Below are 14,506 nucleotides of genomic sequence, written 5' to 3'. Positions count from 1 at the left end.
AGCCGATGGTTGATGAGACTCAATCATCGGCTTTTTAATAGATATCGCTTTTTAGGAAACTTTCATCTCATCAAGCATCGATTGGTATTTATCACGCAACGCGTGGTTACCTGCTTTTGATTCCAGCTCCACTAAGATCTGCAAAGAGGGGATTTGATATCCATAACGCTGGTGGAACTTAAACAAGCGTAATCTTGCATCTCGAAACTCTCGTTGTGACACCTCAATTTTTGCTAGTTGGAGCGTCGACTTGATGCGGTTGGGCTCATGGTCAAGAGCGCGAGTGAAGTAGTATTTGGCCTGTTCCCTATCACCTGACTTTAGCGCGCAAAACCCTGCGTTCTCATAGCTTGCCGAAACCAGATAATAGAAAGGCTGGTCAATGGCTTTATTGAAGTAGCGGTCGGCTTGGTCGTAGTTACCTTGTTTACACAGAAAAGTACCGTAGTTGTTAAGAACGTTACCGTTGTTCGAATCCAGTCGCAGTGCGCTCTTATATTCTTTCATTGCTTCATCGACTTCGCCTACTTTTTCATAGTAATGCGCCATCGAGAGACGAGCGCGGTAATAGCTCGGAGCATGTTGAATTGCCAGTTCGAGATTCTCTCGTGCTCTAACCATATTCTCTTGTTCCATGTAACCTAGGCCAAGAGCGATTCTAGACTCGGACATTGCGATTGGATTGGCTTCAACTTTTTTTGACTCACCTTCGGTCACTGATACACAGCCGGTAAGCGCAAATAAAACTAGGAAAGAGGATAGGTTAGCTAGCTTGAGTGAAGGCATTGAAAGGCTCCTTTTAAATACTAAAACATCATAGGAGAACTCGAGCCGCTGATTGGTAAAAAGGCGAGGTAATGCGATCCACTCACCATAAAAAGGCCGTTTGTTACTGACTAAAAATAGAGTGGTGACAAACGGCTCGAATCAATGTGCCAGTATGAAAACACAGCCAAGATAAATCAGTCGTCTTTGGTGAAGTTTTCTTCGCTGAAATGATCCAGATCGTATGGCGTTTGTTGATAAACGCAATAGTTTAGCCAGTTTGAAAATAGAAGGTGTCCGTGACTGCGCCAGCTCGCAATAGGCTTGTTATCCGGGTTGTTGTTAGGATAGTAGTTGATCGGAATAACCGGCTCCATCCCTTCGCCAAGGTCTCTAACGTATTCATTGTGAAGTGTATGAGCGTCGTATTCTGGATGCCCAGTAACGAACACATTTCGCTTGTCTTTGGTGGCCGCTAAGTAGACACCTGCGATGTCAGATGTCGCCAGAATATCGAGATCCGTATGGTCTGATAAGTATTCTGGTGAGAAGTCTGCATAACGAGAATGTGGTGCTAAGAAGGTGTCGTCAAAGCCTCGTAGTATCGGGTGATAGGGGTTATGAATTTCATGGTGATAAACTCCAGATAGCTTCTCTTTGCGAGTTCGTTTTGGTAAATCATAAAGCAGTTTTAAACCTGCCTGCGCCGCCCAACAAACATAAAGGGTCGAGGTTACGTGTTTATTAGCCCACTCCATGATGGTTTTTAGGTGGTCCCAGTAGATCACATCTTCAAACTGAACCAAACCTAGTGGTGCGCCTGTGATGATCAGTCCATCAAAGTTACGATTTTTTACCATCTCAAATTGACGATAAAAGTTATCAAGGTGTTCAGTCGGTGTGTTTTTGCTTGGCCTGTCGTCAATGCGCAAGAGCTCTACATCCACTTGCAGTGGGCTATTCGAAAGTAGGCGTAAAAATTGAGTTTCGGTTTCAATCTTCTTTGGCATTAGGTTGAGGATCAAGACTCGAAGTGGACGAATTTCCTGTGTCGATGCTCTTGATAGCGGCATAACAAAGATGTTTTCTTGACGAAGTACATCGCTCGCTGGCAATTGGTCTGGAATGCGAATAGGCACAGCTTTCTCCCTAAGCTAGATATTTAGACGTCTATACTTCTAAATCTATAATATATTGTGACGCTTGTCGACATACAAAACGCACCTTTGTATATATTTCGTTATTGAGCTTGCTAAGTATTCACTTCACCTATGTAGCGACGGAAACTATGTTGGAGCAGGTGAATGCACCAAGGGTGCCTTTTCTGCGCGAACCGATTCTTGGTGATCTAGGTTTATGATTCTGAACTCAGATGCGTTAACATCCTGTTTTCTATTATTTTGATAGCCGTTGAGCAAAAGTTTGAAACTTATCTTAATTCGAGGCTTACCTGGTTCGGGTAAGTCGACAAAAGCAAAATCTCTTGATGCCTTCCATGTAGAAGCCGATATGTACTTTGTAAGTCGTGATGGTGATTACTGCTTTGATCCGGCTTTACTACCCAAAGCACACGAGTGGTGCCAAAAACGTGCGGAGGATGCCCTAAAACAAGGGCTCGATGTGGTGGTTTCGAACACGTTCGTTAAGCGATGGGAGATGAAAGCGTATCGAAACATGGCACGCAAACATGGTGCTGAACTGGTTATTGAGGTGTGCCGTGAACAGTATGGCAATATCCACGAAGTGCCTGAGTCAGTGGTTGCACGCATGAAGAAAGATTGGCAAGAGTAATAAAATCTTTACCATCGAACGAACTCGATGACCCAAAGTGTCTTTTTGTATGAAGACAAATGAAGAAAACAGTTAAAGGTTAATTGAACAATGGCAAAACGTTCTGTTGTCGTGGATATGACTTCCTATGGTATCTACTCGACTTGGGATTCAAAATCTAAAGATCTACCTAAGATTCAGGAGTTCACTCATCGAGTCGAAGCAGAAATCGATGTAGAGTTTGGGTATATCATCAACATCAAAAAGGCCAAAGGTGAAAAGATCCGATACTGCATCTATCACCCCAATATCACCACCGACAAAGGAGAAGTGCTTGAGCCATTCGATGGTGAAGAGTATGTCGGAAGCAATGACTGGGACTTTTATCTCGGTGATACGATTTGGGCGCCTATCGACAATAAGATTGGTAAATGGAGAATGACCGTCGAGCTTAAGGGGAGAGTGATAGCTGACAAGACCTTTGATTTAGTTGCGAAAGATGAAGGTCAATTTTGGAAAAGGCGAGGGTTCTAAGCTATTGCTGTAGATTCGCGAAGCTCCATTGAAACAACAAAGCCAAGCTGTAACGCTTGGCTTTTCCGACTTTTCGGTCCTTTAAACAATTCTGGGCTACTGTGTTACGTAGGTAACAACAAACTCAGTGATTGCAACCATATCTTTAACTGCGATGTACTCTTCAGTTGTATGTACTTTCGCCATACCTGTTGACAGATTAACGGTGGTTAAACCTTTCGCGTTAAAGTTGTTTGCATCACTACCACCACCAGTACCTTTGGTTGCAGCAGTAACGCCTAACTTTTCGAATGCTGATTTAATTGACAGGATGTGCGGGTGATCATCGGCAATAACAAAGGCGTCGTATGCGCGAGTTGATTCGATTTCCACTTCAGCACCAAACTGCCTAGCACTCTCTTCAAAAGTCGAGATCATGTGGTTGACTTGGTTAGTCAATTTATCACCATTCAATGAGCGTGCTTCAGCAACAACTTTTAGTTCAGGCATTACGATGTTCGTCGCTTGTCCGCCCTCAACAATACCTACGTTAGCTGTGGTCTCTTCATCGATACGCAGCAAGTTCATCTTAGTGATAGCGTCAGCCGCAACTTGAATCGCACTAATGCCTTCTTCTGGTGCTAGACCTGCGTGGGCAGGACGACCTTTGATTTTAGCCACAATTTTTTGCTGGCCTGGTGCAGCATTAACGATAGTACCGATAGGGCCGCCAGTATCCAGTACAATAGCGTTGTCTGATTGGATGAAAGACATATCAAAGTTCAACGAACCAAACAGGCCACCTTCTTCATAAACGGTAAACGCAATCTCAATAGTTTGGTGCTCGAGACCTTCGGCCTTAATACAACGTACTGCTTCCATGATCGCAGCGATGCCTGATTTGTCGTCACCACCTAAGATGGTATTGCCTTTGGAACGAATGATGCCGTCTTCGATAATCGGCTCGATACCAATTCCCGGCGTTACGGTATCCATATGACAGCTAAATACAGTGCTACCTTCCAGTGAACCCTCTAGGCGTGCGTAGATATTGAAACCGTTCGAGACTTCTTCTGGTACAGGCAGTTTGTGAACGGTGAAACCAAGCTCACCTAATTGCTCTGCTAGTGCCTCTGCTATCGCTTTTTCGTTACGTGATTCGCTGTCAATTTTTACTAGATCGCAAAAGTGCTCAACCAGACGTTGCTCATTAACTTTAGTCATTTTTAACTCTCACTATGATGATCACTTTTTCTTGCGAAATAGTGGTCTGTAGGAACAGGAAATTCAATATAACGCCAACTTGACGCGCCATTGTCTGAGTTAAATCAAGAAAATGCTCTGAATCGTCTAAATTTCCCAAAATCTGAACGACAATTGTTGCTGAACCGACGTATGTGGCTAGCTATATAGTGATATCTTTGAGGCTTTTACTTGCCTACGAAGGTTTTTATACATACGCTAACGTTTCTAGTTCATAGTTAAGCAATGGCAAAATGACGAATATTTTTATTGTTGTAATTCTTCTGGTTGTGTTCTTTTACTTCATACAAAAATATGTGGTTAAACATGATGATACAAAGGATCATGCTTACCAAAAGAGAGGTGCGCTACTGAACATGCAGCAAGCCGCTTTTTATAACGCTTTGAAATCTGCAGTTGGTAATCACGGCGCTGTCTTCGCCAAAGTTAGCATGACTAGCGTGTTAACCCCAGCTAAGTCAAACTCTAAAAAGAATTGGTTTATTGCCAACAATAAGATATCTCGTAGCTATTTCGATTTTGTTGTCTGCGACCCAAGGACGTTAGAACCGCGAGTCATTATTGAACTTGATAACGGTAAGGAACTGAATAAGGGCAAAGTAGACCGTGAAAAGTTGCTGATTCACGTGTGTAAATCGGCGAATTTACCTTTGATCGGTGCGTCAATTAAGCACAGTTATCAAGTAAGCCGTTTGAAGAGGTTACTGGCTGCGCACATTGATTTGATTGAGCCTTCTAAAGAAGTTCGCTTTTGTAAAAAGTGTGGTTCACCGATGATCATCAAGCTTGCAAGTCAAGGCGAGCACAAAGGTCGTCGCTTCTTTACATGTAGCCGCCAACCCAATTGCACCTACACTGAAAACTACAACGTCGTTTTCGAAAGTGATGAAGAGTAGAAATTTTAGTGACCCAACTCAATAAAACGAGCTCGTAGAGTCTAAAAAAAAGACGCTTTGTCGATATATAGAGCAAACGGTTGATTTAAAGTAAATTTCTACTTGCACCATTTCGGCTGTGTCGCTAATATCTCTCTCGTTCTTAAGGAATGGGTCCGTAGCTCAGTTGGTTAGAGTACTACCTTGACATGGTAGGGGTCGGCGATTCGAGTTCGCCCGGACCCACCATCCCTTACTGCATAATAATGCAACGAACAACATTTTGGATCCGTAGCTCAGTTGGTTAGAGTACCGCCTTGACATGGCGGGGGTCGGCGATTCGAGTTCGCCCGGATCCACCAAATTTAAAGACAAAGCCTCGCATTATGCGGGGCTTTGTTGTTTCTTGAGTTTAATGATTTCTATCTACTGCCAACAAGCAGGACCTTCTCTGCTAAGCCCTTTGTGTCAATATACAAAAATGAATAAATAGGTATGCTTTATTCATTGGCTAGTTGGTGAATCCTATACTGTAGGGCGCGACTGGGCACGGTTGTGCCCATTTGTGCCCAAAATGATTTTGAGCCGAGACCATCAGTAAAGTCTCGTCGACAGATTGACCTATTTTTTAATGATTAACATGTTGTAAGTACAGGATAGGGGATATGAGGAATGTCAAGGAAGGGATCAGAAAGACATACGTTTTCATTCGATGGGGTGATAAGCTCAGAACATTGGCGGCTCTTAATGTCGACAAGCGTTTTGTTGACAGTGTTTTTGACCTTCATCTTGGGAGCTATCTTTAGAACTTAAGGCTAGGGGATGACTTTAAATCAGATATCTAAACCGTGGCGAAGTAAGGTAATGAGTAGAGAGTTGTTGCTTTTCTCACATAAAGCACTGCAATTATTATCTTAAACCAATGCACTTATGCCTCAAAACTAAATAGCCAACAACCTTCTCAAATGCGACTCTTATCATAATCACCAGTATGCGTATGGTGGTATATTTACACTTTACATAGTTGTTATGCTCTCCTTTAGCGACACACTTAACGTGTCTTTTGTGGGAACTCATCCAATTAATAGGTGTGTGCATGTTAGTTCATCAATTAGAAAAAAGTAGTTTCTCAGAGTTGGTTGTCCGGCAGGCTTTGTATTGGATGTCTCCTATAACTACCTGGAAGCTGACAGATGAAGACATACTGTGGACCGTTCATTTTTTTTCCCAAGATGAGGGTGTCATTCTGGAATTCGAACGTCTGTTGAATGACTATCTTCTTCGAGAAAAACTATCAGAGAAAACCAGTAGTTATTTGGAAGGGATATCCGCAGCTGTTCTTAGCTCCGTTGAGAAGAAGCTATTGAAATGAACGTATTGCCTTTTAACTTCGAGTTTCTTGACTCTGATATTGCGTTATTAACGAATCTGGCCGGGTTTCATGCGTACTTGAACAGAATGGAACTCAATTCGCTGATAGATAAAAACTCCACCGATGATGCTGTTATCGATGAGTTGCTTGAAAGAAAGCTCTTTATTTGTGATGACGAATACAAATCTGCTTCGGTTGGCTCTCTCGCTTCGGGTATGTCAAAACGCTTAATGTCGGCGCTCAACTTCAATCCCATATTTATGATTGTGCCAACGCTAAGATGTGATCACACATGCCATTATTGCCAGGTGAGCCGAGCCTCTGTCAAAGCAAGTAACTACGATCTAGATCCAGACTTGATTCCCCTTTTGCTCCAAAGAATCCGTTCCCTCGGAAATGCTCCATACAAGCTGGAAATTCAGGGGGGCGAGCCTCTTTTAAGGTTTGATCTCGTTCAAAAGATCTATCAGGAGGCGGTTTCTAACCTGGGTGTCGACCAGTTTGAGATAGTAATTGCAACGAGCCTTTCTCTACTGAGCGATGACGTTTTGACATGGAGTGAAGACAAACCTATTAATTTCTCAACTTCACTCGATGGAGGGGCGTTCACACATAACTCCAATCGAGTATTAAAGGGTGGAAATTCCTTTGAACTGGTGAAACAAGGCGTTGAAAAAATTAGACGTAGGTTAGGTCCGGATAGAGTTGCTACCGTTACCACCGTAACCGAGGCGTTGTTGCAAAAGCCTGAAGATATCGTCGATGCGCATAGTGATCTTGGATTTTCCGACATGTTTGTTCGCCCGATAAGCCCTTACGGTTTTGCCAATAAAGGGAATGCAAAGACGTACGATATTAAGGCGTTCATGGCTTTTTATGAACAACTCTTGAAGGTCTTAAACCGAAAGCGACTCGCGGGGGAAAGAATCATCGAACATTCTGCATTGATTCACCTTAGAAGAATATTTAATGCGGATTACAGTGGATACGCAGACCTAAAATCCCCGAGCGGCCTAATCCTAAACTGTATCATGTTCAATTATGATGGTCGTATATATGGAAGCGATGAGGCTCGGATGCTTCAAAAGACCAACCCCGATATCGATTTTTCACTTGGAACCATTCAAGAGCCAGTCATCGAGTCAAACAGTCTGTACAAATCAATATTGTCTCAGTCTTTTATTTCTGTTCATCCGGGATGTGCCTCCTGTGCATACCAACCGTTTTGTGGCTCAGACCCTTGTCAAAACATTAGTGTTTTTGGAGAGCCACTTGGCGATAAGAGCCTTTCTCGATTTTGTCAGTATCACAAAGCAATGTTCACATTAATTCTTAAGCATCTATACGCAGAAGACGGCATTGGTGAGATGCTTAAGGAGTGGTTACATGAGTAACGTCATTCGACCCGATACATTCTCGTTGGAAGAAGACGGATTTTCGACCCCAGGGTTTTATCAAATCCGCAAAGATAAAGGAACGAGCGACAGTCGTTACTTAGAACAGGTCTTCCTTGCAAAGGAGCAACAAGCGCCCCCGAATTCTGCTAGTGACGATTTTGTTGGTGTTATCACTCATGCGACATTACATAATTCTGTAGATGATGGCGATGTGGTTAACATAAACCAGTTTGGACAGTTGCGGGTTATTTTGTCGCGAAGAGCCAATCACAACACACTGCTTGTAACCGAGCGCTGCAATAACCTTTGCTTATTTTGTTCGCAACCTCCACGAGAGGAAAGGGATGACTGGTTGTTGTCATACGGAGCGCTCGCTCTAGCCGCATTTGGGTTTGATGGTGATGTCGGTATTAGTGGTGGGGAGCCACTATTGTACGGTGATGCTTTTATCAAATTTCTGGAGTTTGTCTCAGACCATGCTCCCAACACTCGTTTACATGTCCTGACCAATGGGCGGGCATTTTCAGATTTAGAATTTACTGGACAGCTGGCTTTGATGGCTAGTCGCCTCGATATCACCTTTGGTATTCCTCTCTATTCGGTGAGAGGCCGAACTCATGATCATTTAGTTGGAAGAGATGGTGCGTTTTCACAAACGGTCGTTGGGATGATCAATGCTGGAAACTCAGGCATTAAGATGGAAGTGCGCTTCATTCCGACTCAACACAACGCTAGTGAGTTACCACAAGTCGCCGAATACATTGCTCGTGTTTTTTCTGGTGTTGTACAGTTGTCGATAATGAACTTGGAAGCGACTGGTTGGGCTAAAAGAAACTGGTCAGCGCTAGAGTGTGCTCCAGAAGACTATGAAGACGCCCTGATAAAGGGCCTGTTGACTGCTGAAATTGCCGGGTTAAATCCGACGCTGTTTAATTTTCCACTTTGTCATTTACCTTCGTCAATCAGATCCTACGCTGTCAAATCTATATCAGACTGGAAGAACTACTATCCTAGTGAGTGTTCGGATTGTCAGTTAAAAGACAGTTGTGGAGGTTATTTCTCATCGTCTCGTGGAAAGTATCATGCATTACCAAGGAGAATAATATGAAAAGGAATTTCAATCTAGCGGCCTTACTACCAGGTTTCTTCGCTTTAAACTCAGGTGCCGACGCAGGCACTGCAGCGTCGGAGGAGCACGATGTTAAAGATGAATTGTTACTCGACAAGGTGGTGTTAGCGCCTCTAAATGAGGCTATTCCTCTATACATCGCAGCGCATCGGAGCCACAGTAGCCACAGAAGTCATAGTTCTCATCGGTCGTCCGCGGGGTCGACCTATAGTGCCCCAGTTAAAAAGCAAAAATCCCAACCCCTTACACAACCTTCTACCCCGAGTTATACAGCGCCTGCAACCAAACCACCAATATCTACAGTAGAGGAGTTAGAAAAACGTAAGGATCTTATCATCCGAGTTCAGTTCGCACTCTATACAAGTGGTTACTACAAGGGAATCATCGATGGGATTATGGGCAAGCAAACTCGTAAAGCATTAAATGCCTATCGAGTGGACAACAATATACCTGTTTCGCAAACCCTTGATACGGTGACATTGAATTCACTAGGGATTATTGCGCGATGAAGCGTTTTTTTTACTTCATTATTTCACTGTGTTGTATCGCCTGGATAGGAATCTATGTGGTTTCACCCGTGTTTGCATACTTCTATTATAAAAATCAGTTTATGGAGCAAACCGCTGAGTGTTCTCTGGCGATGGATGAGACTTGGTATATTGAGCAATTGGAATCAAACACATTGAACCAAACAGCAAAAGTACATTTATTGGCGTGCCACGAATATGACAAAACTCGGAAGATCATGCTTGCAATGCGAGTACCAGAGTCTGTACTTGGTTACCTTGGACTGGAGGCAATAGAGCTGCACCAACGCTCTATTGAACCATTGATAGAGCAACATAGGTTTAGGGAGAGGTAAATGTGAAAGCCTGGCTTCTTGTTATGTTTGCGTCATTCCAGGTTAGCGCCATGTCTCTGGATGAGACATTAAGGGTGGCTATTCAAGCGTTTGAGCTTGAAGGGAATGTTTGTTCAAAGCCGTTGGTGAAAGAACCTTCGTATTTGGCAGATGTGGGCAAAGTGGTTTTTGAACGCCCTGTGTTGAGTGGGGATAAGGACACTGCTTGTGCTAATTGCCATCTTGATAACAAGGCACTCACTGATGGACTACCTTTAGCGATTGGTGTTGGAGGGATAGGTGAAGGTGAGGAGAGGTTAGCTAGTGATGGCGCAGTTGTGCCGCGTAACGCTTTTACTCTTTTTGCTCGGGGTGATAGCCGATTCAATACGTTCTTTTGGGATGGTAAGGTTCAAGCTATTGACGGAAAGATTTTTTCACCCGTTGGCGAGGGGAGCTCGTTGGGCTTTGATTCTGCGCTCGCTGTTGCGGCAGTTTTACCACTGTTGGCTCGTGACGAGTTTCTCGGCACCAGTAAACTATTCAACACCAATCGCCATGTCGACCTCGTTGAGTCACAATACTATGCTGACAAGGTGCCTGCTCAAAATACCTTCATTCAAGAAAGGCTACTCGAAAAAAATGATCCTGATGTTCGAATGCTGCTGGCCGCAATGGAATCTGCCAACATACCTCAGGCAGACCTGACGTTACCTTTGGTTGGTAATGCATTGGCAAGTTTCATAAGGCAGAAGGTCAGTGAGGAGTGTACGCCTTCAGCTTGGGAACAATACATAAATGGCGATACGTCTGCATTGTCAGAAGTGCAAAAACGCGGTGCCATACTTTTTTATGGTAAGGCGCGTTGTGCTTCTTGTCATTCTGGGGACTTAATGAGTGATATGTCGTTTCATTCAATTGGTGTTCCTCAGGGAAATCAAGGCCCCCACATGTTTGGACAAGATTTTGGTCGAGCACTGGTGACTCTGGACAACAGTGATAGATATGCGTTTAGAACGCCTTCATTGGTAGCGGTATCTAAAACGGCTCCATATGGACATAATGGTATTTTTCCTACATTGAAAGGGGTGGTTAAGCATCATATCAGTCCCATTTTCTACTATCGGGATCCGACAGTCTCCGATCAAATGATTTTCGATAATAATGAATCGCTGGACCGACGCAGTGACATGCTACGCTGGATTAGAGTGGATGAAAGTGAGCTTAGTCAGTTGCTGGCATTTCTGGATGTGTTGTAGAGCTAGGTTGTGATAGGGGTTACTTGCCTAGTGTAAATGATAAGAGCTTCTAACTCTTAATTCCACAATGTAAAGGTGATTGTTAGCGGGTGTTTCCCAATACGTCACAATCTGAAGTTGTGGCATTCTCAAGCTCGAAATTGCCTCATTTCTAGTTAGTGCTTTTAACGATTCACACCTCGTTAATGTGCGTTTGCCATGCTAAAAGTTATTCGAATTCAGCACATCCAGAAATTCTCACTCACAGAGCAATCTAACATCTCATTCGAGTACTAAGCCTTTCTTAAAGGTGAAGATCTAAGAGAAAGAATGCGTTACAGGAGGTTGGAACCGTGGCTTTTAACCGTCTAATAAGCATTTGATACATCGATATAATCAAATTTTCTACAGAGTCATCAGTAGGGAAGTGCAAAAAAACTAAAGTCAGTTGATGTTAAGTTACTTGATGAAATATTAGAGATGGGGGCTGGATATGTCCTTGATTTTTCAAATCGAACATTCTTAGAATGCTTTATTCAGAAACTAGGTATTAATGTCGACAATCCCAACTATGTCGTAGATGGTGGCAGTAAAGCCATTTACGACAAACAAATACCAATGACGTTGTAAAAATATTGCTCGCATTATGGGATACCATGAGGCTATACGTTATCTTTCAGGTCACGAAGATACAGTGGATATGGTAAAATCTGTGTTCTATCTGTTGATTGAAAAGGTAGGAGAAAAGGCCTCTGTAAATGTTAACCAAAAAACAAAGAGAACAAGCTTGTCAAATATAACGAGTTACGTAGCTGGTGAAATCTAAACAAGCTAGTTACTCTTAATAGCTTGGAGTCGCAAGCTAGAGGCTGTGTATTCGAAAAATATTTTATGACAATGATGTGGGCGGTAGATCTTCATTTCGGTTGATGGGCAACATATCGATGGCAGTTTTGAAATGTCAGATGAAACTTATCTTTTAGAAGCTAAGTGGGCCAGTAAACCTATTGATGCCGCAGAGCGACGTTCTTTTAATCAAAGGTTTCAGAAAAAAGCTTGATGGGCTAGGGGGCTTTACATTAGTGATTATGGTTTCTACGTCGCGCTGTAGAGACTGGTAAGTCCTTTGTTCGCATTAGAGAGCTTTTTAGCTATGGTTGTTTAAGTCGCCTAAAAATAATTAAGAATGACGGCTAACCTTTAGCATTTTTTGTTTGATAGGGTTTGGTGATTTAGGTGGTTTATTTATGCGTGTAGACCTTTTAGGCCAGATAGCTTCAAAAATTGCGACGATTATAATGGGGGTATGACGCGCTTACTTTACATTTAAGAAGTAAGTGTGAACAACGAAAATTAAGCCTCATTAGACTATAAACATTTACCCACTGAGGCTTTTGTAGCGTTTCTCTGTCTATAGACATCCAGAGCGTCAAAAAGGATGTCTATGAATCATAATTTGATGTTGCCCTTGACGGGATGACTCCAGATTACATGTACACAACTAACGATTAACTGTTGATTATGTTTACATACAAATCTAGTTTTTAAAGCTTGTATAGCTAGATAATCAAATGCTGTTGTGCAAGCTTATACTTATTTTGGTATGTTTCGAGTAGGTTCTGCTGAGACTTACCGGTGTTTTCGTAAAAAAGACAGTTGTTTGAATTCAAGAACTCGTAGTGATTGGCTATTGAGTCCAAAACATGATCAATTCTTGCTAAGGTTTTTTTTGTACAACTTTTTCCATGCAAGTCGTCTTCTATATCTAGAACATGGGACCTGAATGATTCAGCTCTATATAGCTTCTTTAATGCGTTACTGCTTTTCAAAGCTTGAGACCATTTATTGACAATATTTTGAAAGTGTTGAATAACCTCAGGTGAGGCATTATTTGCATTCAACCATGAGATTTTTTTGTTAAAGACATCTATCGCTACAGATTTTAGGTCGGCAAACAAAGCTATTTTTTCATCTTCACTTAGATTATCTCTACCTAAGAGCCATCCAAAGAAAAATCGGGTTTCGAATCGTTCAACGCTATGAAAAATGGGGTCAGACGTACCATTACTATTTATATCGACTAGAGGGTTAAAAGGATACATATAACCAAAGTCGAATAGAAAAACTTTACCGTCTTTATTAATCAAAATGTTACCTTCGCAAAGGTCCCATTCCATTAGCCCGTATTGCTCACATAGCGATGTGGTTTCTAGTATTTGCTTAAAAATATCTTTGTTTAAATTTTCTAGCGGCTCACCTTCGATCCACGGGGATAGTATTATACCCAATCGATAGTTAGCGTAAGTCGTATCTACAATGTTGGGTAAGACTTCACCATCATTGTGGGTGGATTTTAATTTGTAAAAATCAGCTCTACGTTGAACTTCATTCAAAAATGAGAATTTGCCATCCAAGTTAGAAACGAGTGCCGAAGCTCTCTTTTTCTTTAAAGTATATTTTTTACCATTAACGGTGAGTTGATAAACTTCAGCGGTCAGGCCTGAATCTATTGATTTTGTGACATAAGCTGAAGTTTCGGTAATGCTTGTTAAGACTGAAGGAGCTAGAGGACAGTTTTCAGGAGTTCCTACTTCGATGTTGGCCCCACTTGCTTCGAACTCCGTTTGTTGCTTTTGCCTAGTGTTCATGTAAATATCCTTTTCCAAAACGGGGATGAAAAGTCATCCCCCAAAGTTTATGCAATTGTAAGAACTTCTTCAGTGGGTCTTCTGGTCTTCTTCTGCCAGTTACCCTCTGCCGCTTTTCCTACAGTAATTAAAATGGTTGGGATTAGTGAATCACTTAGATTGAATGAGCGCTTAACCATTTCAGGATCGAAGCCTCCGACACTACCCGTATCGTACCCCTTGGCTTCAGCTGCATAAATCAAACTCATTGCTAGTAGAGATGCAGAGCGGATCGCTTCGTCTCTACGTAGTATTTCACTGTTTTCGTGGCTTTGTGCAGCCATGCCAACCCATGCGTCTTTGATAGAATCTGGTATGATTTGTTCATTGACATCACTTTGCAGAATTCTTTCTAAATTTTTATACCCTTCGCTATCACCACAAACGACATATGTTACTGCAGCATCTTTAGTCTGCGGTTGCCCATATGCTGCTTCACATAATTTCTCTTTAGCGGATTGAGAGTGTACGGCAAGGATATACCAATTTTGCAAGTTGAAAGCTGATGGGCTTTGAAATGCATAGTTGGCAATCTCTTTGACGTCTGAGTTTGATATCACAACATCTGGATCGTATATTCCGGTTGTCTTACGATCAACAATCAATTCTAGTGCGTCTTTCATTTTCTTCACCTGTAAGTTAGTTGCTTTATTCCG

At 42.4% G+C, this 14,506-nt stretch carries 14 protein-coding genes and 2 tRNA genes; 11 read left to right on the top strand and 5 right to left on the bottom strand.

Annotation, left to right across the window (positions count from 1 at the left end):
- Positions 1-51 precede the first annotated feature (51 nt).
- Both pilW and metA read right to left on the bottom strand, forming a co-directional pair.
- Positions 52-786, bottom strand: coding sequence for a type IV pilus biogenesis/stability protein PilW (gene pilW, locus vsple_RS07610; RefSeq protein WP_261881625.1), 735 nt, complete (start codon positions 784-786; stop codon positions 52-54).
- Positions 787-962: 176 nt separating this feature from the next.
- A complete protein-coding gene (gene metA, locus vsple_RS07605) occupies positions 963-1,904 on the bottom strand; it encodes a homoserine O-acetyltransferase MetA (protein ID WP_255230641.1) in 942 nt (313 codons plus the stop codon).
- A 283-nt stretch (positions 1,905-2,187) separates the two neighbouring features.
- Between metA and vsple_RS07600 the strand changes: the two genes are divergently transcribed.
- Together vsple_RS07600 and vsple_RS07595 are read left to right on the top strand one after the other, a co-directional pair.
- Entirely contained in the window at positions 2,188-2,556 is a 369-nt protein-coding gene (locus vsple_RS07600) for an ATP-binding protein (RefSeq protein ID WP_261881624.1), read from the top strand.
- 90 nt (positions 2,557-2,646) lie between these two features.
- Complete coding sequence (locus vsple_RS07595) at positions 2,647-3,069, top strand: DUF3859 domain-containing protein (protein WP_239842003.1); 423 nt, start codon at positions 2,647-2,649, stop codon at positions 3,067-3,069.
- 96 nt (positions 3,070-3,165) lie between these two features.
- Here the strand turns inward: vsple_RS07595 and vsple_RS07590 are convergent, their stop codons facing one another.
- Positions 3,166-4,272 carry a M20/M25/M40 family metallo-hydrolase gene (locus vsple_RS07590; protein ID WP_255230644.1) on the bottom strand — a complete coding sequence of 369 codons (1,107 nt, stop codon included), beginning with the start codon at positions 4,270-4,272 and terminating at the stop codon, positions 3,166-3,168.
- Positions 4,273-4,544: 272 nt separating this feature from the next.
- Between vsple_RS07590 and vsple_RS07585 the strand changes: the two genes are divergently transcribed.
- From vsple_RS07585 to vsple_RS07545, 9 genes are all read left to right on the top strand, one after another.
- Entirely contained in the window at positions 4,545-5,207 is a 663-nt protein-coding gene (locus vsple_RS07585; protein WP_255230645.1) for a DUF2726 domain-containing protein, read from the top strand.
- 151 nt (positions 5,208-5,358) lie between these two features.
- Positions 5,359-5,435, top strand: a tRNA-Val gene (locus vsple_RS07580).
- Between the two features lie 36 nt (positions 5,436-5,471).
- Positions 5,472-5,548 (top strand) — tRNA-Val (locus tag vsple_RS07575).
- Positions 5,549-6,282: 734 nt separating this feature from the next.
- A complete protein-coding gene (hxsD, locus tag vsple_RS07570; RefSeq protein ID WP_261881623.1) occupies positions 6,283-6,558 on the top strand; it encodes a His-Xaa-Ser system protein HxsD in 276 nt (91 codons plus the stop codon).
- On the top strand, positions 6,555-7,952 hold the full coding sequence (gene hxsB / locus vsple_RS07565; protein ID WP_261881622.1) for a His-Xaa-Ser system radical SAM maturase HxsB: 1,398 nt from the start codon (positions 6,555-6,557) through the stop codon (positions 7,950-7,952). Before hxsD ends, hxsB begins: the two co-directional genes overlap by 4 nt.
- The gene (gene hxsC, locus vsple_RS07560) at positions 7,945-9,063 is read left to right on the top strand and encodes a His-Xaa-Ser system radical SAM maturase HxsC (RefSeq protein ID WP_261881621.1); all 1,119 of its coding nucleotides are present in this window, start codon (positions 7,945-7,947) and stop codon (positions 9,061-9,063) included. Before hxsB ends, hxsC begins: the two co-directional genes overlap by 8 nt.
- The gene (gene hxsA / locus vsple_RS07555) at positions 9,060-9,593 is read left to right on the top strand and encodes a His-Xaa-Ser repeat protein HxsA (protein WP_261881620.1); all 534 of its coding nucleotides are present in this window, start codon (positions 9,060-9,062) and stop codon (positions 9,591-9,593) included. Before hxsC ends, hxsA begins: the two co-directional genes overlap by 4 nt.
- A complete protein-coding gene (locus tag vsple_RS07550; RefSeq protein WP_261881619.1) occupies positions 9,590-9,946 on the top strand; it encodes a TIGR03982 family His-Xaa-Ser system protein in 357 nt (118 codons plus the stop codon). Before hxsA ends, vsple_RS07550 begins: the two co-directional genes overlap by 4 nt.
- Before the next feature lie 2 nt (positions 9,947-9,948).
- A complete protein-coding gene (locus tag vsple_RS07545; protein WP_261881618.1) occupies positions 9,949-11,184 on the top strand; it encodes a His-Xaa-Ser system-associated MauG-like protein in 1,236 nt (411 codons plus the stop codon).
- Between the two features lie 1,538 nt (positions 11,185-12,722).
- Here vsple_RS07545 and vsple_RS07540 read toward each other — a convergent pair.
- Both vsple_RS07540 and vsple_RS07535 read right to left on the bottom strand, forming a co-directional pair.
- A complete protein-coding gene (locus tag vsple_RS07540; RefSeq protein ID WP_261881617.1) occupies positions 12,723-13,811 on the bottom strand; it encodes a phosphotransferase in 1,089 nt (362 codons plus the stop codon).
- A gap of 47 nt (positions 13,812-13,858) precedes the next feature.
- Positions 13,859-14,473 (bottom strand): nitroreductase family protein, encoded by a 615-nt coding sequence (locus vsple_RS07535; protein ID WP_261881616.1) that lies wholly within the window; start codon positions 14,471-14,473, stop codon positions 13,859-13,861.
- Between the last annotated feature and the right edge of the window lie 33 nt (positions 14,474-14,506).

The organism is Vibrio pelagius (assembly GCF_024347575.1).
GTDB classification, from domain to species: domain Bacteria; phylum Pseudomonadota; class Gammaproteobacteria; order Enterobacterales; family Vibrionaceae; genus Vibrio; species Vibrio pelagius.
The sequence above is the reverse complement of the archived record's forward strand: the minus strand, read 5'-3'. Positions and strand labels throughout refer to the sequence as shown.

What these genes read in the sequence shown, in the direction of transcription:
- hxsA (WP_261881620.1), top strand. Translation starts at nt 9,060, where the DNA reads ATGAAAAGGAATTTCAATCTAGCGGCCTTACTACCAGGTTTCTTCGCT.
- vsple_RS07550 (WP_261881619.1), top strand. Translation starts at nt 9,590, where the DNA reads ATGAAGCGTTTTTTTTACTTCATTATTTCACTGTGTTGTATCGCCTGG.
- vsple_RS07535 (WP_261881616.1), bottom strand. Translation starts at nt 14,473, where the DNA reads ATGAAAGACGCACTAGAATTGATTGTTGATCGTAAGACAACCGGAATA.
- hxsB (WP_261881622.1), top strand. Translation starts at nt 6,555, where the DNA reads ATGAACGTATTGCCTTTTAACTTCGAGTTTCTTGACTCTGATATTGCG.
- hxsD (WP_261881623.1), top strand. Translation starts at nt 6,283, where the DNA reads ATGTTAGTTCATCAATTAGAAAAAAGTAGTTTCTCAGAGTTGGTTGTC.
- vsple_RS07595 (WP_239842003.1), top strand. Translation starts at nt 2,647, where the DNA reads ATGGCAAAACGTTCTGTTGTCGTGGATATGACTTCCTATGGTATCTAC.
- vsple_RS07585 (WP_255230645.1), top strand. Translation starts at nt 4,545, where the DNA reads ATGACGAATATTTTTATTGTTGTAATTCTTCTGGTTGTGTTCTTTTAC.
- vsple_RS07540 (WP_261881617.1), bottom strand. Translation starts at nt 13,811, where the DNA reads ATGAACACTAGGCAAAAGCAACAAACGGAGTTCGAAGCAAGTGGGGCC.
- pilW (WP_261881625.1), bottom strand. Translation starts at nt 786, where the DNA reads ATGCCTTCACTCAAGCTAGCTAACCTATCCTCTTTCCTAGTTTTATTT.
- hxsC (WP_261881621.1), top strand. Translation starts at nt 7,945, where the DNA reads ATGAGTAACGTCATTCGACCCGATACATTCTCGTTGGAAGAAGACGGA.
- vsple_RS07590 (WP_255230644.1), bottom strand. Translation starts at nt 4,272, where the DNA reads ATGACTAAAGTTAATGAGCAACGTCTGGTTGAGCACTTTTGCGATCTA.